This is a genomic window from Fontibacterium abundans (SeqCode), assembly GCF_965235095.1.
In the GTDB taxonomy this organism is placed as follows: domain Bacteria; phylum Pseudomonadota; class Alphaproteobacteria; order Pelagibacterales; family Pelagibacteraceae; genus Fontibacterium; species Fontibacterium abundans.
Map to the genome: position 1 here is coordinate 862,197 of NZ_OZ249405.1, position 26,400 is coordinate 888,596.

30 protein-coding genes are annotated in these 26,400 nt (G+C 28.2%); 17 read left to right on the plus strand and 13 right to left on the minus strand.

What is annotated here, in order from left to right; all coding sequences use genetic code 11:
* Positions 1 to 25: 25 nt before the first annotated feature.
* The gene (locus AC8GER_RS04750) at positions 26 to 454 is read right to left on the minus strand and encodes a DUF192 domain-containing protein (protein WP_506597709.1); all 429 of its coding nucleotides are present in this window, start codon (positions 452 to 454) and stop codon (positions 26 to 28) included.
* Positions 451 to 780 carry a nucleotide pyrophosphohydrolase gene (locus tag AC8GER_RS04755; protein WP_506597710.1) on the minus strand — a complete coding sequence of 110 codons (330 nt, stop codon included), beginning with the start codon at positions 778 to 780 and terminating at the stop codon, positions 451 to 453. The genes AC8GER_RS04750 and AC8GER_RS04755 overlap by 4 nt, the downstream gene beginning before the upstream one ends.
* Before the next feature lie 27 nt (positions 781 to 807).
* Here AC8GER_RS04755 and AC8GER_RS04760 point away from each other — a divergent pair, with 27 nt between their 5' ends.
* Positions 808 to 1,203 carry an HIT domain-containing protein gene (locus AC8GER_RS04760; RefSeq protein WP_029167688.1) on the plus strand — a complete coding sequence of 132 codons (396 nt, stop codon included), beginning with the start codon at positions 808 to 810 and terminating at the stop codon, positions 1,201 to 1,203.
* Between the two features lies 1 nt (position 1,204).
* Positions 1,205 to 2,041 (plus strand): 23S rRNA (adenine(2030)-N(6))-methyltransferase RlmJ, encoded by an 837-nt coding sequence (locus tag AC8GER_RS04765; protein WP_506597711.1) that lies wholly within the window; start codon positions 1,205 to 1,207, stop codon positions 2,039 to 2,041.
* Here AC8GER_RS04765 and mgtE read toward each other — a convergent pair.
* Positions 2,038 to 3,417: a magnesium transporter gene (mgtE, locus tag AC8GER_RS04770; RefSeq protein WP_506597712.1), complete on the minus strand. Its 1,380-nt coding sequence runs from the start codon at positions 3,415 to 3,417 to the stop codon at positions 2,038 to 2,040. The genes AC8GER_RS04765 and mgtE overlap by 4 nt on opposite strands.
* 242 nt (positions 3,418 to 3,659) lie before the next feature.
* On the opposite strand from mgtE, the gene AC8GER_RS04775 reads away from it, so the two are divergent.
* The 4 genes from AC8GER_RS04775 to AC8GER_RS04790 all read left to right on the plus strand — a co-directional run bounded on the left by AC8GER_RS04775 (position 3,660) and on the right by AC8GER_RS04790 (position 5,956).
* Positions 3,660 to 4,547, plus strand: coding sequence for a DMT family transporter (locus tag AC8GER_RS04775; RefSeq protein WP_506597713.1), 888 nt, complete (start codon positions 3,660 to 3,662; stop codon positions 4,545 to 4,547).
* Positions 4,547 to 4,804 carry a hypothetical protein gene (locus tag AC8GER_RS04780; protein ID WP_506597714.1) on the plus strand — a complete coding sequence of 86 codons (258 nt, stop codon included), beginning with the start codon at positions 4,547 to 4,549 and terminating at the stop codon, positions 4,802 to 4,804. The genes AC8GER_RS04775 and AC8GER_RS04780 overlap by 1 nt, the downstream gene beginning before the upstream one ends.
* Before the next feature lie 72 nt (positions 4,805 to 4,876).
* Positions 4,877 to 5,362, plus strand: a complete 486-nt coding sequence (locus AC8GER_RS04785; RefSeq protein WP_506597715.1) for a YajQ family cyclic di-GMP-binding protein — start codon at positions 4,877 to 4,879, stop codon at positions 5,360 to 5,362.
* Positions 5,363 to 5,506: 144 nt separating this feature from the next.
* Positions 5,507 to 5,956, plus strand: coding sequence for a hypothetical protein (locus AC8GER_RS04790; protein WP_506597716.1), 450 nt, complete (start codon positions 5,507 to 5,509; stop codon positions 5,954 to 5,956).
* On the opposite strand, the gene AC8GER_RS04795 is transcribed toward AC8GER_RS04790, so the two are convergent.
* Entirely contained in the window at positions 5,957 to 6,349 is a 393-nt protein-coding gene (locus AC8GER_RS04795) for a rhodanese-like domain-containing protein (protein WP_506597717.1), read from the minus strand.
* A gap of 4 nt (positions 6,350 to 6,353) precedes the next feature.
* Positions 6,354 to 7,802: an NAD-dependent succinate-semialdehyde dehydrogenase gene (locus tag AC8GER_RS04800; protein WP_506597718.1), complete on the minus strand. Its 1,449-nt coding sequence runs from the start codon at positions 7,800 to 7,802 to the stop codon at positions 6,354 to 6,356.
* Between the two features lie 154 nt (positions 7,803 to 7,956).
* On the opposite strand from AC8GER_RS04800, the gene AC8GER_RS04805 reads away from it, so the two are divergent.
* From AC8GER_RS04805 to AC8GER_RS04820, 4 genes are all read left to right on the plus strand, one after another.
* Complete coding sequence (locus AC8GER_RS04805; RefSeq protein ID WP_029167697.1) at positions 7,957 to 9,000, plus strand: TRAP transporter substrate-binding protein; 1,044 nt, start codon at positions 7,957 to 7,959, stop codon at positions 8,998 to 9,000.
* Between the two features lie 68 nt (positions 9,001 to 9,068).
* Positions 9,069 to 9,608 (plus strand): TRAP transporter small permease, encoded by a 540-nt coding sequence (locus AC8GER_RS04810; RefSeq protein WP_029167698.1) that lies wholly within the window; start codon positions 9,069 to 9,071, stop codon positions 9,606 to 9,608.
* On the plus strand, positions 9,608 to 10,915 hold the full coding sequence (locus tag AC8GER_RS04815) for a TRAP transporter large permease (protein ID WP_506597719.1): 1,308 nt from the start codon (positions 9,608 to 9,610) through the stop codon (positions 10,913 to 10,915). The genes AC8GER_RS04810 and AC8GER_RS04815 overlap by 1 nt, the downstream gene beginning before the upstream one ends.
* A 12-nt stretch (positions 10,916 to 10,927) precedes the next feature.
* Positions 10,928 to 11,701, plus strand: a complete 774-nt coding sequence (locus tag AC8GER_RS04820; RefSeq protein WP_506597720.1) for a 2-keto-4-pentenoate hydratase — start codon at positions 10,928 to 10,930, stop codon at positions 11,699 to 11,701.
* 1 nt (position 11,702) lies between these two features.
* Here the strand turns inward: AC8GER_RS04820 and AC8GER_RS04825 are convergent, their stop codons facing one another.
* The 3 genes from AC8GER_RS04825 to AC8GER_RS04835 form a co-directional block, all read right to left on the minus strand.
* Positions 11,703 to 12,617, minus strand: a complete 915-nt coding sequence (locus AC8GER_RS04825; RefSeq protein ID WP_506597721.1) for a DMT family transporter — start codon at positions 12,615 to 12,617, stop codon at positions 11,703 to 11,705.
* 12 nt (positions 12,618 to 12,629) lie between these two features.
* A complete protein-coding gene (locus tag AC8GER_RS04830) occupies positions 12,630 to 13,916 on the minus strand; it encodes a hypothetical protein (RefSeq protein WP_506597722.1) in 1,287 nt (428 codons plus the stop codon).
* 82 nt (positions 13,917 to 13,998) lie between these two features.
* Positions 13,999 to 14,871, minus strand: a complete 873-nt coding sequence (locus AC8GER_RS04835) for a dihydrodipicolinate synthase family protein (RefSeq protein WP_506597723.1) — start codon at positions 14,869 to 14,871, stop codon at positions 13,999 to 14,001.
* Positions 14,872 to 14,940: 69 nt separating this feature from the next.
* Here AC8GER_RS04835 and AC8GER_RS04840 point away from each other — a divergent pair, with 69 nt between their 5' ends.
* Both AC8GER_RS04840 and AC8GER_RS04845 read left to right on the plus strand, forming a co-directional pair.
* On the plus strand, positions 14,941 to 15,894 hold the full coding sequence (locus AC8GER_RS04840; RefSeq protein ID WP_506597724.1) for an SDR family NAD(P)-dependent oxidoreductase: 954 nt from the start codon (positions 14,941 to 14,943) through the stop codon (positions 15,892 to 15,894).
* A 1-nt stretch (position 15,895) separates the two neighbouring features.
* Positions 15,896 to 16,912 carry a glycosyltransferase family 9 protein gene (locus AC8GER_RS04845; RefSeq protein ID WP_506597725.1) on the plus strand — a complete coding sequence of 339 codons (1,017 nt, stop codon included), beginning with the start codon at positions 15,896 to 15,898 and terminating at the stop codon, positions 16,910 to 16,912.
* On the opposite strand, the gene AC8GER_RS04850 is transcribed toward AC8GER_RS04845, so the two are convergent.
* Positions 16,904 to 17,686, minus strand: a complete 783-nt coding sequence (locus tag AC8GER_RS04850) for a hypothetical protein (protein ID WP_506597726.1) — start codon at positions 17,684 to 17,686, stop codon at positions 16,904 to 16,906. The two genes, AC8GER_RS04845 and AC8GER_RS04850, sit on opposite strands and share 9 nt — an antisense overlap.
* A 158-nt stretch (positions 17,687 to 17,844) precedes the next feature.
* Between AC8GER_RS04850 and AC8GER_RS04855 the strand changes: the two genes are divergently transcribed.
* Positions 17,845 to 19,920, plus strand: a complete 2,076-nt coding sequence (locus tag AC8GER_RS04855; protein WP_506597727.1) for a S9 family peptidase — start codon at positions 17,845 to 17,847, stop codon at positions 19,918 to 19,920.
* Here AC8GER_RS04855 and gshB read toward each other — a convergent pair.
* Both gshB and AC8GER_RS04865 read right to left on the minus strand, forming a co-directional pair.
* Positions 19,912 to 20,859, minus strand: coding sequence for a glutathione synthase (gene gshB, locus AC8GER_RS04860; protein WP_506597728.1), 948 nt, complete (start codon positions 20,857 to 20,859; stop codon positions 19,912 to 19,914). The genes AC8GER_RS04855 and gshB overlap by 9 nt on opposite strands.
* A complete protein-coding gene (locus AC8GER_RS04865) occupies positions 20,843 to 22,183 on the minus strand; it encodes a glutamate--cysteine ligase (protein ID WP_506597729.1) in 1,341 nt (446 codons plus the stop codon). The genes gshB and AC8GER_RS04865 overlap by 17 nt, the downstream gene beginning before the upstream one ends.
* A gap of 133 nt (positions 22,184 to 22,316) precedes the next feature.
* Here AC8GER_RS04865 and AC8GER_RS04870 point away from each other — a divergent pair, with 133 nt between their 5' ends.
* The gene (locus AC8GER_RS04870) at positions 22,317 to 22,604 is read left to right on the plus strand and encodes a DUF1330 domain-containing protein (protein ID WP_506597730.1); all 288 of its coding nucleotides are present in this window, start codon (positions 22,317 to 22,319) and stop codon (positions 22,602 to 22,604) included.
* Here the strand turns inward: AC8GER_RS04870 and AC8GER_RS04875 are convergent.
* Complete coding sequence (locus tag AC8GER_RS04875) at positions 22,601 to 23,227, minus strand: DNA-3-methyladenine glycosylase family protein (RefSeq protein WP_506597731.1); 627 nt, start codon at positions 23,225 to 23,227, stop codon at positions 22,601 to 22,603. The two genes, AC8GER_RS04870 and AC8GER_RS04875, sit on opposite strands and share 4 nt — an antisense overlap.
* Complete coding sequence (locus AC8GER_RS04880) at positions 23,227 to 24,105, minus strand: DMT family transporter (protein ID WP_506597732.1); 879 nt, start codon at positions 24,103 to 24,105, stop codon at positions 23,227 to 23,229. Before AC8GER_RS04880 ends, AC8GER_RS04875 begins: the two co-directional genes overlap by 1 nt.
* A 77-nt stretch (positions 24,106 to 24,182) precedes the next feature.
* Between AC8GER_RS04880 and msrA the strand changes: the two genes are divergently transcribed.
* The 3 genes from msrA (at position 24,183) to AC8GER_RS04895 (ending at position 26,398) form a co-directional block, all read left to right on the plus strand.
* A complete protein-coding gene (msrA, locus tag AC8GER_RS04885) occupies positions 24,183 to 24,638 on the plus strand; it encodes a peptide-methionine (S)-S-oxide reductase MsrA (RefSeq protein WP_506597733.1) in 456 nt (151 codons plus the stop codon).
* Positions 24,638 to 25,459 (plus strand): rhodanese-like domain-containing protein, encoded by an 822-nt coding sequence (locus AC8GER_RS04890; protein WP_506597734.1) that lies wholly within the window; start codon positions 24,638 to 24,640, stop codon positions 25,457 to 25,459. The genes msrA and AC8GER_RS04890 overlap by 1 nt, the downstream gene beginning before the upstream one ends.
* 66 nt (positions 25,460 to 25,525) lie before the next feature.
* Positions 25,526 to 26,398 (plus strand): efflux RND transporter periplasmic adaptor subunit, encoded by an 873-nt coding sequence (locus tag AC8GER_RS04895; RefSeq protein WP_506597735.1) that lies wholly within the window; start codon positions 25,526 to 25,528, stop codon positions 26,396 to 26,398.
* Positions 26,399 to 26,400 lie beyond the last annotated feature (2 nt).

The window sequence follows — 26,400 nt, forward strand, 5'->3', positions numbered from 1 at the left end:
TTCAAAATATAAAATAACAATATTTTTAATTAATTCTTTTTATAGTTAATATTTTATCTCCCACTTTAATATTGTTTTGTTCGAACCAACCTTTATTAACTTCAAGAGCAAGTACTATAGGTTGTCCAGAACAATGTTCCGCTAAAGATAAAGGCTGCATATCTGTTATTTTTACTATTGTGTTTGTTTTGCTAATAAAAGCGATCGATAAAGGTATTTGAGTATCTTTCATCCAAAAACATGGACTAGAACCTTCTTCAAAAATAAATAACATCCCATTGTCTTTTCCTAAAGCTGGACGATTCATTAAACCCTCGCTTTGCTCTTCATCTGTTTCTGCTATTTCGGCAATTAATTTTTTAGAGCCAATTTCGATTTGAACTTTCGAAAGTTGAGCAAAGGAATTATTTACTAATAAAAGAGTGAGAATTAATATTTTTGCAATTTGTTTCATTTTCTTTTTTGACTATTTCCTTTTGATAAAGACACTGGATATTTTATAATATTTTTTTTTAATTTGACGTAAAAACTTTTCTCTATATCAATGTTCATTTTTTGAGAAATTCTTAATAAATAAAATAATATATCAGCAATCTCGTCAGCTACTTTTTCTTTTTCTACCTTTTTTAAATCGCTTTCTTTTAACCACTGAAAAATCTCTACAAGCTCGGAGGCTTCTACCGATAAGGCCATAGATAGATTTTTAGGCGAATGAAATTGATCCCAGTCTCTTTCTTTAACGAAGTTTTTAATTTTTTGATTAATTTTCTTTAAATCCATAACAAAATAGTTATTTAATTTAATTGAATGTTTAAATTACACAAAAAATTACTCAAAACTACTCATTCTGTAGCCGATCTAAACTTATGCACTGCGCGGTTGATGGATAATGCTAAATTTCCTTGGCTCATTCTTATTCCGAAAAGAAAAAATATCAGACAAATATTAGACTTAAATAAAAAAGATCAAATAAAACTTATGGAAGAAATTGATTATTGTAGCAAAGTTATGAAAAAAACTTTTAAGGCTTTTAATTTAAATGTAGAAAAAATTGGGAATATTATCCCACAGTTACATATTCATATTATTGCAAGAAATAAAAAAGATAGTTCGTGGCCTCTTTCAGTCTGGGTTGTAAAAGGAAAGCCTTATAAAAAATCTCATTTGAGTGAAACGATAAAGAAAATACAAAAACTTATTTAATATGCTGAGCTATAGGCACGGATATCACGCTGGGAATGCAGCTGATGTATTAAAACATTTTATACTTCTTTATGTTTTAGATTATGTAAAAAAAAAAGATAAAAATTTTATCTTTATTGACTCTCATGCAGGCGCAGGAAAATATTCTATTTCTGAACCTTTTATGCAGAAAAATAAAGAATACCTTCAGGGTATTGAAAAAATATTTAAAATAAATAGTGATGATATTTTTTTGAAAAATTATTTAGACCTAATAAAATCAATAAACTTTAATGCTGATCTTAAAACATATCCTGGCTCGTGCTATCTTGCTGCCAAAAGTTTGAGAATAGACGACAAGCTTCATTTTCTTGAATTACATCCTACAGAATTTTTAAATCTTAAAAAAAACTTTGAGAATGATTCAAGAATAATTATTGAAAACGAAGATAGTTACAAAAGACTTAATAAATTATTACCTCCAAAAGAAAAACGTGCAGTCATACTAATTGATCCATCGTATGAACTTAAAGATGAATATGAAAAAGTATCAAATATGTTATCAGCTTGTTATAAAAAATTTCCTCTTGGAGTTTATATTGTTTGGTATCCTGTATTGAATAATAAAAAATCTGAATCATTTGTTCTTAATATTTTAAAAGAAAATTATAAAAATCTTTCCCATATAGAAATTATTACGGACAGTTCTAATGATGGAATGCAAGGTAGTGGTTTATTTGTAATTAATTGCCCTTGGTCTATAGAAAAAGATATTAAAAAAAGTTTAGAGACTATTTTTGATTGTTTAAAAAAATCTAATGATCTTTCTAAATTACTATTTAAAAATAATATTAATTAAACAAATAAACTTGCTATTCCAAGAAATGCAAAAAAACCAACAACGTCTGTAACAGTTGTCACAAAAACGGTCGCTGAAACCGCAGGGTCTATCTTCATTTTATTTAATGTTACTGGAATGGCAATTCCCGCTAGACCAGCTACTGTTAAATTTACAATCATAGCCGCGCCAATAAGAATGGCTATTTTTAAATCATGAAACCAGAAATAAACAAAAATTCCTGTAATTGCAGCAAATACCAGTCCATTTAACAAACCCGTTACAACCTCTCTATTAATAATTTTCATTACATTTTTTGCATTCAATTGTTGTGAAGCGATTAATTGAATTGTCACTGTTAGTGTTTGTGTTGCAGCATTTCCTCCCATCGACGCAACAATTGGCATTAGGACGGCAAGGGCAATAACTTTTTGAATTGTATTTTCAAATATTCCAATAACAAATGAAGCCAAAACTGCAGTGAACAAGTTAATAAATAACCAAACAAATCTATTTTTAGATGTCTCTAAAGGATTATCGCTAATATCCTCTGCAGCTCCAATACCTCCTAATCTCAAAGCATCTTCGACCGCTTCTTCTTTAACAATGGTTACAACATCATCTCCTGTGATAACTCCTATTAATTTTTGTTCTTTATCAACAACTCCGGCTGAAACTAAATTATATTGAGTAAAAATATTACCAACTTTTTCTTTGTCAAGATCCGCTGGAATAAAAGTTTTGTTTTCTGCTACTAAATTTTTTACTTTTATATTTGGATCTGACCTTAAAATATTTGAAATAGATGCATTGCCGATTGGTTTTCCTTCTTTATCTACAACAAAGATTTCTAAAAACTGTTCAGGTAAATCTGTTGAGTCTCTTAAAAAATCCATGGTTTGACCGACAGTCAAATCTAAATCTATAGTTACAAATTCTCTCTGCATAATTCTTGCAGCAGAATCTTTTGGATATTTTAATCCTAATCTAAAAAAATTTTGATCTTTTTGAGGAAGATTATTTAAAATTTGATTTTGAAATTCTTCAGGAACATTTTCTATAATTTGAAAGGCATCATCTGATTCTAATTCTTTTATAATTGAAGAAATTATATCTGGAGAAAGCTGTTCTAATATTTCTTTTTGCAAAATATCAGATAACCCTAATACCACTTCAGGGTTTAAATCTGCAGATTTATGACTAAATAATTTTATTTGAACTTCATTTGGTAAAGTTTTGATTAAATCGGCAACGTCTGCTGGATGGTATTTATCTAATAATTCGTGAACAAAAATAAAATTATTCTGCTTAACGCTTTCAGTTAAAGAAGTAATTTGTTCTTCGGTAAAAACATGCCCTGTTCTGACTTTAGAAGTTTTACTAGCTTCTTGGGGCATGAAAATCTCACATATAGGTTCAGCTACTATCTATAACGAATTTGATTAAAAAAAAAGCCTAATTTTAAAACTTAGTACTGTTTTTTTGATCTAGATTCTTTTGGAGCTGTGCTCTTTGCCTTTTTTTTTTCTTTTCTTGTATCGCGACTTTTTGCCATAATAAAAATAAACTACATTAAATATTAATTAATTCTATTGAATTAATTATCGACACCGATATAGCAATATAGGCTTAATTGTGGATGTTTTTTAATAATAAAAATAAAGAATTCTTAGGTATTGCATACATGATTTTATGTATGTTTTTCTTCTCTATCAATGACGCTTTTATAAAATATATTCTCTTTCTTTATAAAGACATCACTATACTTGGTGAAATTATCTTTATTAGAGGAATTATTTCAACGGTTATTCTAGGTTTATATTTATATTATAAAAAAAAATTAAATTTTAAAGTTATTACCTCCAAACCTCTACATCTTAGAGGATTGGTAGAATCTATCGCTGCTATCTTTTTCTTTTTAGGTCTTATGTATCTTCCGTTTGGAGAGTTATATTCTCTTATGAATTTAGCTCCAATTTTAATTACTGCTTCTGGAGCATTTATTCTTGGTGAAAAAGTAGGATGGAGAAGATGGACAGCTGTAATTTGTGGATTTGTTGGCGTGCTTATTGTTATAGATCCAAATAATTTAAAATTTGGTTTTGCTTTTATTTATCCTCTCATTGCTGCAATTTTTATTACTCAACGAGACACAATTACTAGAAAATTTTTAAATCAATTTGATAGTTTGCAAATTGTTTTTATTACTTCTTTTTCAGTTACGATATTTTTTGGTTTTGGAATGTTTTTAAACTATAAACCTATTAATTTAGAAATTTTTATATATATTTTTCTTTCAGCTTTTTTTGTAACACTTGGTTATTATTTTTCAGTTTTAACTATCAAGGCAGCAAATATTTCAACTACTTCACCATTCCGTTATACAATAATAATCTTTGGCATAATTTTAGGTTACTTTATATTTAATGAAATTCCTGCTTTAAATATGGTTCTTGGTTCACTAATCATTATGGGTAGTGGTATATTTATTATTTTAAGGCAAAAAAAAATTGGAATAATTAAATAATGGAAACGCTAATCACTCTTGTTGATTTGCTAAAATCAAAAGCAAAAAAAACTACTGAGGATGATGATTTGTTAGAATTTGAAAAAGGTAAATATTTTTTTGGGGTTGTTAAAAATGAAAATAAATATGAAGGAATTACTATTAGTAGAAAATTTGAATCTAAACATTCAAAAAGAATTGGCTTTAAAATTATAGATACAATTGATGAATATTCTGAGAAAAATCACGCTAGAATTATGCGATATTTAGATGATTAAAATAAAAATATGTTAAGTTATTTTCTCAGAAGTAGTAAATGTGATAAAATTATTTTAAATTAAATAAAAGATATGCCCTCATTTGATGTTGTAAGCAGAATTAACTATCAAGAATTTGATAATGCTCTTGCTAATTGTTTAAGAGAAATTGGAACTCGTTATGATTTTAAAGGTCTTAATATTTCAATTGAAAGAAAAGACAAAACAATCACAACTCTTGCGCCAGATAATTTAAAACTTAAACAAGTGAATGAATTACTGCAAACGCATCTTATTAGACGTAAAGTTGACCCAAGAGTGATTAAAATAAAAAATACAGAAACTGCAACTGGTGGAACTGTTAGGCAAATTAGTGAATTGAAAGAAGGAATTGATCAAGAAAGTGCTAAAAAAATTATTGCAGAAGTGAAAAGTTTAAAACTTAAAATCCAAGTAAAAATTCAAGGAGAGGAATTACGAGCAGATGGAAAAAAAAGAGATGATTTGCAGGAAGCAATTGCCGCTATTAGAACTATTGATATTGGGCAGCCAATGGAATTTGTAAATTTTAGAGACTAGCCCTATTTCTTTTAATTAAAGACTTAATTCTTTTACTAAACTTAGGTTTCTTTTTAAAACTACGATCTTTTGAAGACTTTCCGCTATATCTTTTTGTCATTTTGCCACAGAGTAATATAATAATTTAAATAATAAAATTTTAATATGAGATTTCTAAATATTTTTTTACTAATATTATCTTTATTTACGTTACAAGTATCTGCTCAACATAAAGACGCTAAAGATCATAATCATAAAAATATTGAGGCTAAGAGTCCTTATCCTTCGGTAGATATTAAAGTTATTAAGGATGCAAAGTCTGGTTACAATATTCAATTACTTACTAAAAATTTTAAATTTACCCCTGAAAAAGTTAATAAAGAAAATGTGATGAACGAAGGACATGCGCACATTTATATTAATGGAAATAAAAATAGAGTTTATTCTGAATGGTACCACATAGAAGATGAAAAACTAACTCAGCCAATTAATCAGATTAGAGCCACATTAAATGCGAACGATCATTCTGAATACACGGTAAATTCAAGACCGATTGAAGCAATTGGAGCCATCAAAAACGAAAATATTGGTAATTGGTATAATAATAAAAAATAATTACTTACAAGGCAGATTAGATTTTTTCCAACCCTCTCCTGTTGCTGGATTGCCTTCAAAACCATCTGAAATATTAATTAAATTTTTATAACCTTGTTGCTCCAATAATTTTGCTGCTGTCATCGATCTAACTCCTGATCTACAAATAATTAAGATGTTGTCTTTTTTAGAAACTTTTTTATCAAGAAATTCTTTAACAAAGTTTTCATTTTTTTGTCTATCAGGTCCTAATAAAATAGAGATAAATAATGTTTTAGAATTTAAAGATTCTGCATCAGGTTTTCCAACGCCGTTCCACTCTTCTTCTGTTCTCACATCAAGAACAACACTATTTGAATTCTCATTCAAAAAATCTTTAATTTTTTCTGATGGAATATTAAATATTTCACTCATAAAACTATTTTATATTTCCAAATGATAACGTTTTTAATTCCAAATATTCTTCCATTCCATATTTTGCACCTTCTCTCCCGATACCGGACTGTTTAATTCCACCAAAAGGCATGTAGGCGCTTGCAAAAATTCCAGTATTAATTCCAATCATTCCTGCCTCAATAGCCTCTGCTACCCTCCAAATTCTTGCGATATCTTTTGAAAAAAAATATGCAGCAAGTCCAAACTCAGTATTGTTTGCAAGATCAATTACTTCTTGCTCAGTTTTAAATTTGAAAAACGGCGCCACAGGACCAAACGTTTCTTCATTTGCAAGTTTCATGCTATCATTAACATTTGCAAGAACAGTTGCTTCATAAAATCTTCCACCAAGTACGTGACGCTTTCCTCCAACTTCAATAGTTGCCCCTTTTGTAACAGCATCTTTTATATGCTCTTCCACTTTTGCAACCGCAGCATCGTCAATTAAAGGACCTAATTGTGTTTCGCCTTTTAAACCATCACCCATTTTTAATTTTTTTATAACCTCAACAACTTTTTTGATAAAATTATCATAAATCTTTTCTTGAACATAAATTCGATTTGGAGAAACACACACCTGTCCTGTATTTCTAAATTTTCCAAGCATTAGTCCTTCAATGGCAGCATCAACATCGCAATCGTCAAATACAATAAATGGAGCATTGCCTCCAAGTTCTAAAGAAAGTTTTTTCACCGTATTTGCACTTTGTTGCATTAAAATTCTTCCAACCGCTGTGCTTCCAGTAAATGAAATTTTTCTAACTTTTGGATTTGAAGTTATTTCTTTGCCAATCTCTTCAGGCTCGCCTGTTATTATATTTATAACTCCTTTTGGAAATCCAGCTTGCTCAGCAAGAACTACAAATGCAATCGCTGTAAGTGGTGTTTGCTCTGCAGGTTTAATTACAAAAGTGCACCCAGCTGCAAGTCCTGGTGCGCATTTTCTTGTGATCATTGCTGCTGGAAAATTCCAAGGTGTAATTGCTGCGCAAACTCCTATGGGTTGTTTAAGAGTTATCATACGTTTATCTTTTATTGGATCTGGAAGAACATCTCCGTAAACTCTTTTTGCTTCTTCAGCAAACCACTCTATAAAGTTTGCGGCATAAATAATTTCACCTTTTGCCTCACTCAAAGGTTTTCCTTGTTCAGCTGTCATGATCGTTGCCAGATCATCTTGATTATCAATAACTAAATCATACCATTTCTTTAAAATCTTAGATCTTTCATGTGCTGTAAATTTTGACCATAATTTAAATGCAAGTTCTGCCGCATCAATTGCATTTATAGTTTCTTTTTTTCCAAAATTTGGAACCTCTGCTATTAACTCGCCAGTTGCTGGATTTATAACTTTGATTTTTTTATCAGAACTAACCCATGCTCCATTCACGCAACACTTATTAATAAGTAAGTTCTTATTCTTTATATTCATAATAAATAGACTTTTAGGCTTAGATTCAGGGTTTTTTTAATAATATATAGAAATTAATTGAAACTCAAACCTTAGAATATTTAAACTTGTCAATCTATTTGGTCTAGATAAACTCAAAGACTTCTAAAATTAACAAAATAAGGAAAATAACTAAATGTTCAAAAAAATAACTAACTTACTTACTGCAATTTCTTTTTTTGCTGTAACTACGTTATTTGGTTTTTCTGCATCCGCTCAACAAGCTCCTATCGTTATTAAACTGAGCCACGTGGTTGCTGAAAACACTCCAAAAGGGCTAGCTTCTTTAAAATTTAAAGAACTTGCTGAAAAGAAACTTCCAGGAAAAGTACAAGTACAAGTATTTCCAAGTTCACAATTATTTGGTGATGCAAAAGAGTTGGAGGCACTTTTACTTAACGATGTTCAAATCATAAACCCATCTTTATCAAAATTTGATCGATACACAAAAAAAATAGCTGTATTTGATTTACCTTTTTTATTTAAAGATGCCAAGGCTGCAGCAGGCTTTCAAAAATCTAAAGAAGGTCAAGATTTACTTAGATCAATGGAAGACAAAGGTCTTATCGGTCTTGCTTATTGGCATAATGGTATGAAACATTTTTCTGCTAACAAAGATTTTAGAGTTCCAGCTGATATTAAAGGCTTAAAATTTAGAATTCAACCCTCTGACGTTTATGAGTCTTTTATTAAAGCAATTGGTGGTAATGCGCAAAAAATGGCATTCGCAGAAGTTTACCAAGGCTTGCAAACTGGAGTAGTAGATGGACAAGAAAATACTTTTTCTAATATTTACTCTCAAAAATTCCATGAGGTTCAAAAAACAATTATTGAATCAAATCACGGGATTTTAGATTACATGGTTGTGGTTAATGCTAAATGGTGGAATAGCTTACCTGCTGATATTAAAAAAGGTTTAACTGAAGCTATGAACGAAGCAACTGTTTATAACAATTCAATTGGCCAGCAGAAAAATGATGAGGCAAAAAAATTAATCATCGACTCTGGTAAAACAAAAGTTGTAAAACTGACTGATGCTCAATTAGCTGAATGGAAAAAATCAGTTGCACCAGTTTACGCACAATTTGAAAAGGATATTGGACCAGATCTAATAAAAGCTGCACAAAAGTTCAGCCTTCCTGCTCAACCTAAAGCTGAAAAGCCAGCGACCAAAAAATAGTTTTTTTATAACTTCGACGCGGATATAATCCGCGTCGGAGAATTATTAGTTCTAAAAATTTTATTTTTATGAAAAAACTTTACGAAAATTTTGAACAATATTTCGTTGCCTCTTTATTGGCGGGTATGACTCTACTCGCTGTGGTCAACGTTTTTGTAAGGTATGTTTTAAAAGGAAATATTACATGGGCGATGGAGGCAAAAATCTTCATGTTTGCTTGGCTTATATTCTTTGGAGCAAGTTGGGGAATAAGAATTGGTGCTCATATTGGAATGGAATCGTTTGTAAATTTATTTTCCAGTAAAATTAAAAGATTATTTGCCTTATTGGCTGTCTTACTATGTTTGACTTACGCCGTTATTATTTTTATTGGTAGCTATAAGTACGTTGAGAGTAGATATTTACTTGGAATTTTATCTCAAGATATAAAATGGTTACCTCAGTGGGTTCCGAGGATAATCATGCCAATTGGATTCGGCCTTATCATTTTTAGATTAGTTGAAGTTTTAATAAGAATTATTATTGGTAAACAGGATAACCTTAATTTACTGGATGAAGCAAAGGATGCTATAAAATCTTTTAAATTTGATAATAACAGTCCAAAATAATGACAACTCTCACATTATTTTCTGTCTTATTTTTTTGTATTCTAATTGGTATGCCAATTGCCATTTCCTTAGGACTATCAAGTGTTTTAGCAATATTATTATTTGGCACAAGCTCTCTTGCATCCTTATCGCTTAAACTTTTTGATACATCTGAGCACTATACTTTAATGGCAATTCCTTTTTTCATATTAGGAGGCGCTTTAATGAGTACAGGTGGCGTTGCTAAAAGACTTGTTCGTTTTGCAATTGCATGTGTCGGTCATATAAGAGGTGGTCTTGCTATAGCAGCAGTTCTTGCTTGTACTTTTTTTGCAGCGGTATCAGGTTCCTCTCCCGCTACTGTTGTTGCGGTTGGAAGTATTATGATCGCAGGTATGGTTAGTGCAGGCTATACGAAAGAATTTGCTGCGGGGGTAATGTGCAATGCTGGCACTCTTGGAATTTTAATGCCACCATCTATTGTGATGGTTGTATATTGTGCGGTAACAGAACAATCAGTTGGAAGATTATTTTTAGCTGGAATAATTCCAGCGTTATTACTCTCTGCTTCTTTGATGTTTGCTATTTATATTCGTGCACGAATTGCAAATTTGCCTGCTCAGCCAAAAGCATCAACTAAAGAACTAATTGATAGTGCAAAAGACGCGGTGTGGGGATTTTTACTTCTTTTTATAATTATGGGCGGAATTTATGGAGGAATTTTTACACCAACAGAAGCTGCTGCAGTTGCCGCTGTTTATGCTGTGATAGTTTCTTTATTTATTTATAAAGATATTACTTTTAAAACTTTGCCACATGTTTTTGTGGATGCATCAAAAACTACCGTCATGCTAATGTTTATTATAGCTAATGCAATTTTGTTTGCTCATATTTTGACTACCGAACGAATTCCACAAATGATTACTGAACAAATAACAAGCATGGGTCTATCACCTATTGCGTTCTTAATTATTGTAAATTTAATTTTATTGGTTGCTGGAAATTTTATGGAACCCACAGCAATTTTGCTAATTTTAGCTCCAATTTTTTTTCCAATCGCGATTGCCCTTGGCATAGACCCTATTCATCTCGGTATTATTATGGTGGTAAATATGGAAATTGGAATGATTACTCCCCCCGTTGGTCTTAATCTTTTTGTAACATCTGGAATTACTGGGATGCCCTTACTCTCGGTTGTCAAAGCTGCTTTTCCTTGGCTAAGTGTTTTATTGGTATTTTTAGTAGTAATTACCTATTTTCCAAAAATATCAACAATTCTCCCTGACACAATTATGGGCCCCCAAGAAAAAATAAATTTAAAAAGATAGGAGCTTTTTCTTTTGAATAAAAAAATTGAAAATATTTCTATAAAACTTGCAAAGTCTAGATTTAAAAATAAATTTATAACTAGAATACCTAAAGGCGTTATCAATAATATTAAGAGTGCAACCGCCATCTGTAGAAATGCAGAAAATGAGTTACTTTGGAATCCCATTGGTTTTAAAGCTGGAGCCACGAATAAAAGTATGTGGAAAAAATTAAAAGCTAAAAAACCTTTTTTTTCTTATTTATATGAAGAAAGCACATACAAAAATAAGGGTAAAATGCCTTTTCAAAGTAACCTAATAGGCGCCGAGCTTGAAGTTGCTTTTAAGATTAAAAATGAAGTTTTTAATTTTAATAAAAAGATTACTAAATCAAATGTTAGTAAATTTATTATAGGTATAGCGCCTGCAATAGAGGTTGTTGGATTTAGACAAAAATTAAAAGCAATTGATTGTCTTGGAAGAATGATTTCAGATTTTGGATTAAATGTTGGCTTTGTTACAGGAAAATTAACAAAATATAGTTTAAAGAAAATTACTTCTATCCCAACAGTTTTAACTAACAAAACTGGTAAAAAAGATTATCCTGGAAATACAAAAATTGTTCTAGGCAATCCAATTAATTCATTGATTTGGCTTCTTAATGAAATAAGAAAAAATAATATGATATTAAGTTTTGATTTCTGGGTAACAACAGGTTCTTCCACTCCTATTATACCTATTAAAAAAGGCGATCTTTTTTCTGGAAGCATTAAAGGTCTTGGCAGCGTGTCTTTAAAAATTAGCTAAATTACTTTTTAGTAATTACCATTTTTCGTGAAAGATAAATTAAAAGAATAATTACAATTGAGAAAATAATTGTAAGAAAATCTAAATTTTCTCCAAGTAAATAAATTGAAAATGCAAAAGTAAAAAAAGGCATAAGCAATTGAATCTGGCTTACACGCACAGCGCCACCTATATCCAATCCTTTATACCAAGCAAAGAAGCCTATCCACTGTGAAAATATTGCAACATAAAAAAATCCAAGCCATGAAATGATATTAATTTCGGTTTTTGGAAAATAATAAATCGCCAAGGTAAAGTGAACTGGTAAAGCAAGAACAAGCGCCCATGAAATAACATCTGCGGAAACCATAATTTTGGTAAGTTTAGCTCCAAAATTGTAGCCAATTGCAGCAACGATAACTGCAATACAAAATAAAATATCAGAATATGATAATTCTAATTTTTTATTTTCTTCATGACCGTGAATTAAAATATAAATAACAATCAGTATACAACCAATAAAAGCACACACCCAAAATCCTAATGATGCTTTTTGTTTAAAATAAAATGAAGCTAAGATTGCTGTAGCTAATGGCAAAAAAGCTAAAATTACTCCAGCATGTATTGATGTAGAATAAATCAAACCTAAAGAAAGAGTTAATGGGAACACTACCGTTATACACAAAGCTATTATTGAAAAATTAAATAAATATTTTAATTTTGGTATTTTTTTTCTAAAAAATAATAAGTAAAGAAGAGAAAGAATTCCAGCGAGCGCTGATCTACCAAAAGTAATAAATTCAGGAGAAAGCTGACCATTATTAGCGCCTAGAGCAATCTTAGTAGCTACTGGTGTAATAGAAAAAATAATTATCCCAATAAGACCAAAAATAAAACCTTTAGTCTCATTGCTTAAACTTGAAAAAAAAATTTTCATTAAATATTCAGATTAACTAGCTTTTTTTAAGTCTTGTCTTTCTCTTTCAAATAATAACGCTAAACGATCAATCATATAATCTGATGCTTCAAAAACATTTTTTGGGTTAAACATTTTAGTTTCAGTAGAATCTGTTTTATCCTCTAATGAAATATCATTCAGTAGACGTTCTGATGCATTTTCTCCTTTAATATAAAGTAAAAATAAATAGTCATTATCAGGAGTGTCTTGGTTCTTTATAAAGCACTCACCATTCTCAGCAATATTATCAATAAAAGCTAACGGGGCTCTTTTTTTTGTTAAGTATCTTTTGTTAACCTGGAATACGATAGATTTCATATTTCTAGAATACTTTTCTAATCTATCAACAACTTGTTGTTTAATTTCATTTTCTCTCTTTTGTGCATCTAATATTGCTCTCGCTTCTTCTCTTGTTCTTCTATGAGCTTCAAGTTCAAGTAATTTTGCTTCTCTCCTTTTAAGTTTAATCTCTTGTATTTTTTCTCTAAAAATTTTTAAACGATCTTCGATAGCTCTTATTTGGCTTCGTAACTGATATATTTTTTCTTTCTCTTCTCGTTTATGATCTTTGAGTTGTAAATCTAGTCTTCTTTCAAGTGCTTTTTGCTCAAGAACAATTCTTTTCTCTAAAGCTTTTTGTTCTCTTTCTAAATTACGTAACTCTGTTTGTTTTGACTTAAGTAATTGCTTATTAAATTGGAATTTTTGTTTTTTAAGCTCATTAATCTCACGTAAATTTTGTTTTTTTAACGATTCAAAATCACGTTTTTTTTGAATTGCTTGCTGCTTTAAAATCTTAATTTGTTTTTTATTTCTATTTTCTTTCCAAGAAATAATTCGATTTTGAAAATATGATTTTAAGCCAAAAAAATTAGTAAGCTGTCCTTTAATATAGGCACTAAATTTATCTAAAAGATTAGTTTTATATTTCGATATTTTTCTAATCTTTAATTTCTTTTTCCTAATTTTTATCTTTTTTCTTTTTTTTAAAGATTTTTTAATTTTTTTTATTTTGGTCTTATTTTTTTTTATGTAGATTTTTTTACTAGTTTTTTTCTTACTTAATTTTTTTATTTTCTTCTTAGAAATATTTTTTTTTCTTAAAGATTTTTTGATCCTTTCTTTTGATTTAATTTTTTTTTTAATCTTTTTTTTTAAAGAAAGTTTATTTTTTTTAATTAATATTTTTTTAAATATTTTTTTTTTAACTACTTTTTTCTTGGTAACTCTTTTGATTTTTTTAAATGACTTTTTTTTATTTTTTTTCTTGGTTTTCATCGCAGATAAACAAAAATATTATGTCAAATAAGGATAAATTATAACTAACATTAAATCGAAAAATTAATAGATAATTAATTATCTATGAAAAATTTAAATCTTTAAGATCTTTTGCTAAATTAGATCTTTGCTGCTCAGTCAAAGCAACTAAAGGTGGTCTAATATTTGACCAATTGCTATCTTCTTTAATTTTTGTAGCTTTTAAAGCTGGAATGACAGGATATTTTTCAAAAACATCTCTAACAGCTTTGATCTTTTTATTAATTGATTCACCTTCTGATTTATCGAAAGAATTTATTAATTTTGCAGCCTCGATATTTACGTTAGTAGTTGCGCTAATACATCCTGAGCAACCAATATGCAGTCCGTCATAAAGAAATTTTTCACTACCTGGATAAACAATAAAATTTTTTATCTCTTTATATTTTTTAGTATTTTCGAAATTACCTGAGCTATCTTTTATTCCCGTAATAGTGTCTGAAAATTCTTTTTTAAGTCTATTAACAAGATCTATAGAAATAGTAACGCCGCTCACCTGCGGAATATTATATAAAAATATACGAAGATTTGTTGATTTAACTGCATTGATAATTTCTTTGTAATATTGGTAAATGCCTTCATCCGAAACATTTTTATAATAAAAAGGTGGAAGTAATAAAACTGAATATATTTTATTTTCTACTGCAGTCTTAGTAAGTAATGCAGCGTCTACAAAAGAAGTATTGCCAGTTCCTATAATTATTTTTTCTTTTGACAAATCGCTATTTGCTATTATTTTAATTAAATCTACCTTTTCAGATATAGAAACTGAATTTGCCTCACCCGTTGTTCCCAGTGGCGCTAAACTAATATTATTTTTTAATAAAAACTCACAATGCGAAATAAATAATTTTGTATCTATAGTTAAGTCCTTTTTAAAAGGAGTTAAAACTGCTGAATAAACTGCTTTTTCCATAAATATTATTTAAATTTTAATAACAATGATATCTATACTAAATTAAAAATTTTGTAATTATATTTTAAATTGAAAATAGCATTAATTATAGGTGGAACGGGACAAATTGGAGTGCATTTAGCAAATCATCTCCTTAAGAAAAACTATAAAGTATTTGTTTCAACTAGAAAAATTACCAATCATAAAAAAAATAAATTTAAAGTCATAAATATTTATAAAAAAATTAATTTTATAAAATTAAATTTATATAAAAAAAAAGAAGTTCTAGATTTAATTAAAAAAATAAAACCGCAGAGTATTTATTATTTAGCTGGCCAAAGTAGTGTCGACAAGTCTTTTAAAAAACCAAGAGAAACTATTATAAGTAATTTTAATGGTTGTAAAAATGTATTAGAAGCTTTGAAAGAAATTAAATTTTCTGGGGAGTTTATAAATACCGCTTCTAGTGAAATATTTGGAAATCAAAAAGGTTTTAAATCTTTAAATAAAAAATTAAAACCTATAAGTCCTTATGGTAAAGCTAAGTTAAAATCTTTTAATTTAACAAAAAATTTTAGAAAAAAATTTAAATTAAAAACTTACAATGCAATTCTTTTTAATTGCGATTCAATTTTAAGACCAAAAAACTTTGTTATACCTAAAATATGCTTATCAGCCATTAAAGCTTTCTATGGTCACAAAGAAAAAATAAAATTTGGAGATATTAATGTCGTAAGAGACTGGGGCTGGGTAGAGGAATATGTAGATGGTATTTACAAAATGACCCTAAAAAAACCAGATGACATAATCATAGCATCAGGAAAATATTTTAAATTAAAAGATCTAATTAAATATGCTTACAAATTTTTCAATCTTAATTGGGAAGATTATATTATTCAATCAAGTAACTTGAAAAGACCTAAGGAAATTAAAGAAGTAAAAGTTAACACTAAACAAACTCATCGTAAAATAGGCTGGAAAGCAAAAACTGATGGCAAAAAAGTTATTTTAAAATTAATTAAATATTATTTAAAAAAAAAATAATATGAGAATTTTATTTATTCAGCCAAGGGTTGGTATTGGTGATTTTATTTTATTTTTACCGTTTATAAAAGCAATCGCAGAACAAAAACAAAATTCTGAAATTTATATTCTTACAAAAAAAAGAACTGCAGCTGATCAAATATTAATTAATGATAAAAAAATTAAAATACTTTTTCTTGAAAGAAGTATAGATGGTAAAGAAAAACATGATGGTGTTAAAGGTTTTTTTCAACTTAAAAAGTTAATTAAATCATATTCATTTAATAAGGCATTTATCTTACATCAAAGTTGTAGATATGCTTTATTATGTAAATTAGCTGGCATTAAAAATATTCAAGGTTACGGGAGAAACTTTCAATTTCTTTTTTTATCTCCTTTAACTTTTAATAGAAATCTTTTTAAGAAAAATTTTAATATTTACGAAGAAGCTTTAGAATTTACAAAAAAAATTATTAACTATAAAGAATTTAAAAGAAATGCTGAAATAATAATTAATAATAAAGAAAAAGAAGATTTTGATATCAAATACAAATTTAATAAAAATAAAAATATTATAATTGGAATTGGTGGGTCAGGACCCACTGTTAAATGGCCAATAGAAAATTGGATATCGCTTATAGATTATTTAAATAAAAATTTTAAAGTTAATTTTATAATTGCTGGTGGAAAAAATGAGGAAGTAGAGTTTAATTTGATTAAAGAAAAATTAAGGATTGATAATATATTTTCACTGTGTAATCTGAATATTAGAGAAGCGATTGTTGGTATTAGTTTCGGAAAATTTTTTATCGGCAATGACAGTGGTATGCATCATCTCGCTGCTTCAATTGGTATAAATACGTTAGTACTCATCGGCTCTACACCTTTAAATTACACCAAATATTCCACTTTTATGAATCAAATAATTCCGGATGGATATAAAGAGGTGGGCCACTCATCCAATGCCATGAAAAGTATTTCAACTGATAATGTTATAAAAAATTTTGAAAATATAAATTTAATAAAGAAATTATTTTAAAACTCTTCCTAATTTTTTCAATAAATCTTGGGGAATTTTATTTTTTGGATCTTTCAATTTTTCTTTTATTTTATTTTTTAAATCACTTTGAATAATTTCATTATTAATATTTAATAAAACATTAGCAAAAACCATTTGTAGAACTTCTTTAAATTTAGTAGATTTTTCAGCAGTACCTACGTTATTAAAAGACATTTTATTTAAAGTAATATCCTTGTTAATATCTAAAAACTCTGAATAAGCATTTATCTTAGTGTTATTAATAGTCAGTTGATTAATTAAAAAATCTTTATTTTTTTTCTTAGATTCATTCTTAGATTCCAATTCTTTGGACGCCTCAATTTCTTTAGCTGAGGATCTAGAAGGATTCTTTAAAGTAGGTTTAAACGAGCCAACATTGTCTTTAACTTCTTTATTATTTATTAGCACTTCGTAATACAAAGTTGCTCCATCGATGTTAATATCCTTAATAATAATGGTATCTTTGAATAGACTAGTTAATACAAAGTTTGCATTAATATTTTTGATCTGAATAATATTTTTATTTTTAAAGCCATCTAAATTTTTAATTTCGATATTACTAATTTTAATTGAAGAGCCCAATATACTAGTGTCTATTTTTCCTATAGATACTTGCTGTCCTAAAGCCTGATTTCCTTGATCAATAATTAAATTTTTTACTATTTTATCTACTCTATAACTTAAAAAATCTAGGATTAAGAATACTATACTTAAAAAAACTACCGAAAGAATAATGATTTTTTTTTTATTCATATTGTAAGAAATAAGATCATAACAATTATGGGAGACAATAAAACAAAACCTATTAATTTATTTTTAACGAAAAAATATTTTAATATTTCTAAAAAATCTTTAATGACCATTTAGGTATATCAATATATATAATTAAAATTTTAGCAATACACATTTCAATGAATGCATCCGTACCAAAGATAAATAAAATTTTAAATACAGTAAAAATTCACAATGAAGAGTTGATTGATAATTATTCATGGATTAAACAAAAAGATTGGAAAGAAGTAATATTAAATCCTAGTAAATTAAACGCTCAAGTTAAAAAATATTTAGATGAAGAAAATTTGTTTAAAGAAAATCAACTTAAAGATGTTAACGATGTAGAAAAAAAACTTTTTGAAGAATTAAAATCTAAAATCAAAAATGAAGATAATTCTGTTCCAAAAAAAGATGGAAATTATTTTTATGGATATAAATATAATAAAAATAGCGAATATCCAATTTATTATAGAAAAAATATCACAAACAATTCTGAAGAAATTATTTTAGATTGTGAAAAAAAATCTAAAACACATACTTATTTTAATGTAGCTTCAATATCTCACAGTCACGATCACAGGCACGTAGCTTATAATATTGACACTAATGGCTCTGAATACTTTTCTATATTTATTGAGGATATCCAAAAAAAGGAGTTACTAAGTCTTGAAATAAAAAATACTACTGGAGATATTGTTTGGTCTTTAGACAATAAGTATATTTTCTATGTTAGATTAGATCAAAATCATCGACCTACAAAAGTTTTTCAACACAAAATTGGTTCTAATAGTGAAAAGGATTTATTAATTTATGAAGAAAAGGATCCATCTTTCTTTTGTTCTATAAATTTATCGAAAACTAAGAATTACCTATTTATTAGGACGGCTGATCACGAAACTTCTGAATATCTTTTTATTAATCTAAAATTAAATGAAACGAAACCAATAGTTTTTAGAAATAGAATAAAAAAAATTGAATATGATTTAGAGCATCATGAAAAATTTTTTTTGATAAGCACGAACGTCGATAATGCAAAAAATTTTAAAATAATGATCAGTCATGAAGAGTCTTATCAAAAATGGGAAGAATTTATTGCTTATAATAAAGTTAATTTAATTTTAGATTTTATTTTATTAAAAGACTGGCTCATTAGGTTAGAAAGAACTGACGGTTCTGAAAATATAATCATCTTAAATCTTAATAATAAAAATCAACATAAAATTAGTTTTGATGAAGAAGCATATAATCTTTCATTAGACCATGGATATGAATATGAAACAAATGTATTTAGATATTCATACTCGTCTCCGACAACACCAAAGAGTGTTTTTGATTATGACTGCAAATCAAAAAAACAAGAATTAAAAAAGACTCAAGAAGTTCCTTCTGGTCATAATAAAGATGATTATATTTGTAAAAAAATATTTGCTACCGCGCATGATGATAAAAAAATTCCAATTACAATCTTTTATAAAAAAGGAGTTAAATTAGATTCTAATAATTACTTATTGCTTTATGGTTATGGATCTTATGGAATATCCATACCAAGTAATTTCTCTACTAATAGATTAAGCCTGGTTGATAGAGGAATTGTTTATGCGATAGCACATATACGAGGTGGCAAAGAAAAAGGATATGAATGGTATGAGAATGGAAAACTATTAAACAAAAAAAATACTTTTTTGGATTTTATAAGTTGCGCTGAAAAACTATGCGAAGATAAATATACTTCTCCTAAAAAAATTGTTGCTCAAGGAGGCTCTGCTGGTGGATTGTTAATGGGCTATATTGCAAATGAACGACCAGATTTATTTCTTGGAATAATTGCACAGGTACCTTTTGTTGATATCTGCAACACTATGCTTGATGAAGATTTGCCATTAACTGTTACAGAAATTCCAGAGTGGGGAGATATTAAAAATGATAAAAAATCTTTTCTATATGTAAAAAGTTATTCACCTTACGACAATGTAAAAAAACAAAACTACCCCCACATGTTGGTTACCGGTGGAATTTCTGATCCTAGAGTTACGTATTGGGAAATGACAAAGTGGGTTGCAAAATTAAGAGAAAATAAAACAGATAATAATTTATTACTACTTCATATGAATATGACGGCTGGACATAGCGGTGCTAGTGGAAGATTTGATTATCTTAAAGAAATAGCAATGGAGTATGGCTTTGTTTTAAAAATTTGCAAAATATTATCTTAATTTTTTTTCAACTCTATCCCAGAAAAATTCTTCCAATCTCACTCCATTTAATTTATTAATTTCTTGAATGCCAGTTGGAGAGGTTACATTAATCTCTGTTAAATAATTTCCAATAACATCAACTCCTGTAAAAAATAATTTCTTTTTCTTTAAAAAGGGTTTTAAAATACTACATATTTTTTTATCTCTTCTCACTAGACCAACTTTCTTAGCGGTTCCTCCTGTATGAAAATTAGCAGTAACACTACCTTTTTTTGGTATTCTCGCAACAGAGCCTACATATTCACCATCTATTAAAATAATTCTTCTGTCTCCTTCTTTAATTTCCTTTAAATATTTTTGTATTACTATTGGCTGCTTGTATCTGCTAATTAATTTTAAAATTTTTCTCTTTAATAAAGCATTAGTTCCTTCTAATTTTGAAATTCCTTCACCACCATTGCCGTAAAGCGGTTTAATAATTGTTTTTTTATATTTTTTTTGAAAATTAAAACATTGTTCAGTATTTTTAGAAATAAGCGTTGGTGGAATAATATTTTTAAAATTAAACATTGATAGTTTTTCAGGATTATCTCTGATTGACTTAGGATCATTCAAAATAAGAGTTTTTTCAGAAACCCTTTCAAGCAAATAAGTTGCTGTAATATAACTCATATTAAATGGTGGATCCTGCCTAACTAAAACAACGTCATAATCATCAAGAAATATCTTTTGAGCTTTAGATTTTTTGAAGAAAGTTTTTTTATTGGGAAATAATTTAAAAACATTACCTAAAGCAGATACTCGTCCATTTTCATAAATCAAATTCTCTGGTAGGTAATGGAAAAGACTATGCCCCCTTTTTTGTGCCTCTAGAGCTAAAATATATGTGCTGTCTGATTTAATATTAATGGACTCAAGAGGGTCCATTTGAATGGCTATTTTAAAATGCTTCTTCATCAAAGATCTTAAATATATCCTGTTTCCATCTAGTATTATACTTTTCTATAAGCGACTGAGCGGGTGATTTTTTATCATTAATAAAATTATGAATATCTTTAAGAAAAATATTTTCATCTACCCCTTTACTATTAGTCTGATTTCTATTCTTCAATCCTAAGGCTGAAAAGTCCACTAACTTCTTAGCATGATCAAATATTTTTTTATTTTTAATCTCAGTATCAAAACCTTTTTTTGGAACTTCTAAATATGCATTATGAATATCTTGGTAATTCCAATTTTCTACATATTCTAAAGCTTGATTTAATGAATCCTCATCATAAAGAAGTCCCGTCCAAAATGCGGGTATTGAACATATACCTGCAGATGAGCAAGAATCTGCGGACCTAATTTCTAAATATTTTTTTAATCTTAATTCAGTAAAAATAGTTGATATATGATTTTCCCAATCTTGAATGGTGGGTTTTTTATTTGGATAGTTTTTTAATTTTCCAGAAATAAAATCATTAAAACTTTCACCTGCACAGTCAATATATTCGCCATCCTTAATTACAAAATACATAGGAACTTTAAGAGCAAAATCTACATAACGTTCAAAACTATTTTCATCTTGTAAGAAAAATTCTGGAATTCCAGATCTATTTTTGTCGGTATTTTGCCAAATATGAGTTCTATAAGATAAATGACCATTCAACTCTCTTTCTTTAAATGGAGAATTAGAAAACAAAGATACAGCTACAGGGGTGATGGCCGCTATTAATTTTGATTTTTTTTTGTAATCAGCCTCATTTAAATAATCTAAATTAACCTGTGTGGCGCAAGTTCTATGCATCATATCTAGCCCATCTCGACCAACGCTTGGCATATACTTTCTCATAATTTCATATCTCTTTTTTGGAGATTTAAAAACGTCATTTAACTTTACAATGGGGGCAAATCCATTTCCTAACAAACCTATTCCTAATTTAGCGCAGACAATCTTTAATTCTTTCAAATAAGAATTAATTTCATTGCAGGTTTGATGAATATTTTCAACAGCGTCTCCTGATAATTCAAATTGTAAACCTGGCTCCAAAGTAATATTTTTTTTATCCTTAACTAATCCTAAAATATTTTTTCCTTCTTTAATTGGTATCCAATTATTTTTTATAAGTTCAGAAAAAATTTTTACAATACTGATATCGCCATCATAAGGAATGGGAGTTTTATTTTTCAAATCAAATAAAAACTTTTCATGCTCAGTTCCAATTCTCCAGCTATCTTTAGTTTTAGAACCTTTTAAAAAATATTCTATTAACTGATGTTTGTTATCGATGTTTTGCAATTTAATATCTAATTTATTTTTTGAATTGATCTAATTTATTCCTTAGAGCCTTCAAATTCAACTGACATTGTTTTATTTTAATGTAATAAAAAAAATATATATTCACTTAATCAAACTAAAATAGGAGAAATTCATGAAAGGTTATTGGATTGCAAAATATAAAAAAGCAGAAGATGCAAAAAAATTAGGCAGTTATGCAGAAAAAGCTTTGAAAGCTATTACTGACTTTGGGGGAAAGCCTTTAGTAAGAGGAGGAAAATATATTACTCTTGAAGGCGAAGAATTTATTCGAACTGTTATTTGGGAATTCAGTGATTATGACGCTGCATTAAATTGTTACAAATCCAAAAATTATCAAGAAGCGTGGTCTATAGCCAAAAATACTGTTGTTAGAGACCTTATGATTGTTGAAGGAATTTAATACGCAACTGGCACAGGATCTATACTTCTCCACATATACCAAGTGGCAACCGTTGTGTATGGATGCCATTTATTTTTAAAAAAATCTAACTGATCTTTTTTCAAAGGATATTCCTTTTTATAATTTATAGAAATTGCTTTGATTAAACCAATATCTGAGAATGGAAAAATATTTGAGCGATTTAGATTAAAAATAAGAAACATTTGCGCAGTCCAAATTCCTATGCCTTTAATTCTAACTAAGTGCTTTATAGCATCCTCATCTGACATTTTTTGTAAATTTTTTATATCTAGTCTTTTATCAAAAAATTCTTTTGCAATCGTTCTTAAATACAAAATTTTTTGACGTGACAAGCCAATAGAGACAAGTTTTGCTCTTGATAATTTTATTAAGTTAATTGGAGTAATCTTTTTAATAACTTTTTCAAATTTTAACCATATTGAATCTGCGGCCTTTACCGAAATTTGCTGACCTATAATCGATCTACATAATGAATAAAATGGATCATTTCTTGTAACCAAATGTCCATCATACTGATTAATAATTTTTGCCAATTTCTTATCTTTTTTAGATAAAAATTTCTTTGCTTCATGCCAATAATGGGGTGGTTTAATTTTTTTCATTATAAACTAACGCTCTTTATTTTTTTAACTTGCTCGCGCTTAAATATTATAAAAGAACTAATAATAATTATTATTGCACCAATAATTGTTGAAACTGAAGGAATCTCAGAAAAAATATAATAACCGAAAAAAATTGCAGATAACACGCTTAGGTATTTAAGCGGTGTTATTAATGATGCATCGGCTCTTCTATATGCTGTTGTCATAAATAAATTTGCAATAGATCCACAAATTCCTATCATGAATAAATAAAAAAAGTCCAAAATACTTGGCATCTTCCATTCTTCAAAAAAAAATGCTGTAGAGCTAATAATTATTAACAAAGCTGTAAAATAAAAAGCTATTAAATAATCTGGTTCAGTTTTTGATAATCTTTTAATTGAAACTGCAACAATGCTAAATCCGATGCAAAAAAAAATTGGGAAAATGCAATATATATTAAAAAGACTAGTTCCTGGTTTAGTAATAAACAAGACACCAATCAGCCCCGCTATAACCGAAAACCATCTTCTGTAACCAACAACTTCTTTTAAAAAAATTATAGAAAAGATTGTCACAAATACTGGTGTTGCTTGAGCAATAGAAACCACGTCAGCTAATTTCATATATTTTACACCAATAAACGTTGAGATCATTGCAAATGTTCCAGCAAAAGCTCTTACAAAATGCAATGTGGGTTTTTTAGTTTTATAAAAAGTAAATATTTTATTTTTAGGGATTAAGAAAAAAATAGGAATTAATCCAAACAACCCTCTAAAAAAAGCAATCTCACCAATTGGATAATGACTTGTCGTTAATTTAACTAGAATATCCATCATAGAAAAACAGATAACGCTTAACAGCATATAAAAAGAACCTGTTCTATTAGACAATGGCATCAATATATTTTACCTAAATCTTTTCATAACATATAAAAATAACTTTAATATAAAATTTAACTTTTATATAAAATTTTATGAGTATTGCTATTTTTGCAGCCGGGTGTTTTTGGGGTATTGAAAAAAAGTTTGATCTTACAAAAGGTGTAACAAAAGTTGAGGTGGGTTACACTGGAGGAGAAACTAAAAACCCAACTTATGAAGAAGTTTGCTATGAAGAGACCGGTCATGCTGAAGCAGTAAGAGTCAATTTTGAAGAAAGTATTATAACTTACAAAGAACTACTGAATGTTTTTTGGTCTTGTCATAATCCAACTACTTTAAATAGACAAGGACCCGATATTGGCAAACAATATCGTTCAGCGATATTTTATTTAGATAATAAACAAAAACTTGAAGCTGAAGAATCTAAAAAAGCAATGAATGAAAGTATGTTTGATAATAACATTGTCACAGAAATTACTAAATTTAATGAATTCTATTTGGCAGAAGAATATCATCAGAAGTATCTAAAAAAACTTGGAAAATATTAATGTCGTTAGTTACAACAGAATGGTTAGAAAAAAATATTTATAAAGAAGATATTAAAATACTAGATTGTTCTTGGCATATGCCAAATACTAAAAGAATTGGTAAAGATGAATTCTTAAAAGAACATATCCCAGGATCAGTTTTTTTTGATATAGATAAATTTTCAGACCATTTAGCAAAATTTCCTCACACAATTCCTTCTGCAAATCTATTTGAAAAACTTACCTCTGAACTTGGAATTAAGAACTCAGATCATATTATAGTTTACGATAGTCTTGGTATTTTTAGTGCTCCTAGAGTTTGGTGGATGTTTAATTATTTTAGTCATAATAAAATATCCATATTAGATGGTGGTTTGGTTAAATGGAAAAATGAAAATAAAAAAATAGAAAATGGACCTGGGCAAAACTTTTTAAAAAGTAATTTTAAATGCATCACAAAACATGAAATGCTTGTGTTAATTGATCATGTTAAAGAAAATATTAAGAATAAAAAATTTGAATTAGTTGATGCTAGAAGCAAAGGTAGGTTTGATGGAATTGAAAATGAACCAAGGCCAGATATAAAAAGTGGATCTATCCCTAAAAGCTGTAATATGCCTTGGGTAGAATGCATTGATCCTGTTACCAAATGCTTCTTATCTAAAGAAGAACTTCAAAAAAAATTTGAACAAATAAATATTAATAAAAATTCCACCGTTGTATTTTCTTGTGGCTCAGGTGTTACCGCCTGCATTCTTGCTAAGGCCTTTGAAGTTATAGATGGAAAAAAATTCTCGGTTTATGATGGGTCATGGACAGAATGGGCTAGTCAAACTAAATAAATAAGCAATTATATCTTAAAATATAAATTTTTTTTTAATATTAAAGCATGATATTAAATCAGCTCAATGAGTACATATAAAAAAATTGCCCTTGTATTTGGAATTATAATTTTATTAATCGTTGGCATTATTGTCGGACGAATAGTTTTAAATAATATAATAAAAAAAAAAATTAACCAGGTTAATCCAACAGAAGTTGTTGCAATAAATGTAAAAAAAACCGAGTTTTATGAAAAAATTGAAACCTTCGGCACTGCAATAGCAAACCAGTCTTTTTCAATTAGAATTAGAAGAGATGATTTAATAAGTTCACTAGAATTTGATAAGAATTTGTTAATAACAAAAGGTCAACTTATAGCGCAGCTTAAAAATGAAAAAATTATTGCTCCTTTTTCAGGAAAACTAGGAATAAGAGAAATATCTCCTGGTATTTTGCAAGGCGCAGACTCAATCATTGCAACACTGGATGATATTTCTGTAATTAAAATTGATGTAAGAATTCCAGAGATTTATTTAAATATTTTGAAAAAAAATTTAAAAGTAAAGGTTACAACTGAAAACCTAAACGAGACTTATGATGGCAGCATAGAAACAGTTAGCTCAAGAGTAGATCCTTCTTCAAGATCCATATTAGCACAAATAAAAATAAAAAATTCTAACAATAAACTAACTCCTGGAATGCTTCTAAATACAGAAATTATTTATAATGAAGTTATTTCTTTAGGTGTGCCGGAGGAGTCGGTGGTTCAACAAGGAAATACTGCGATTGTTTATAAAATAATAGATAATCAAACAGTTGCAAGAATAGAAGTGAAAACAGGCGTTAGAAACTTAGGGTATATTCAAATTATTTCTGGATTAACAGAGGGGGATCAAATTATTGTTCAGGGTGTTTCTAAAGTTAGAGATAAATCAAAAATAAAATTAATTAGTAAATAATT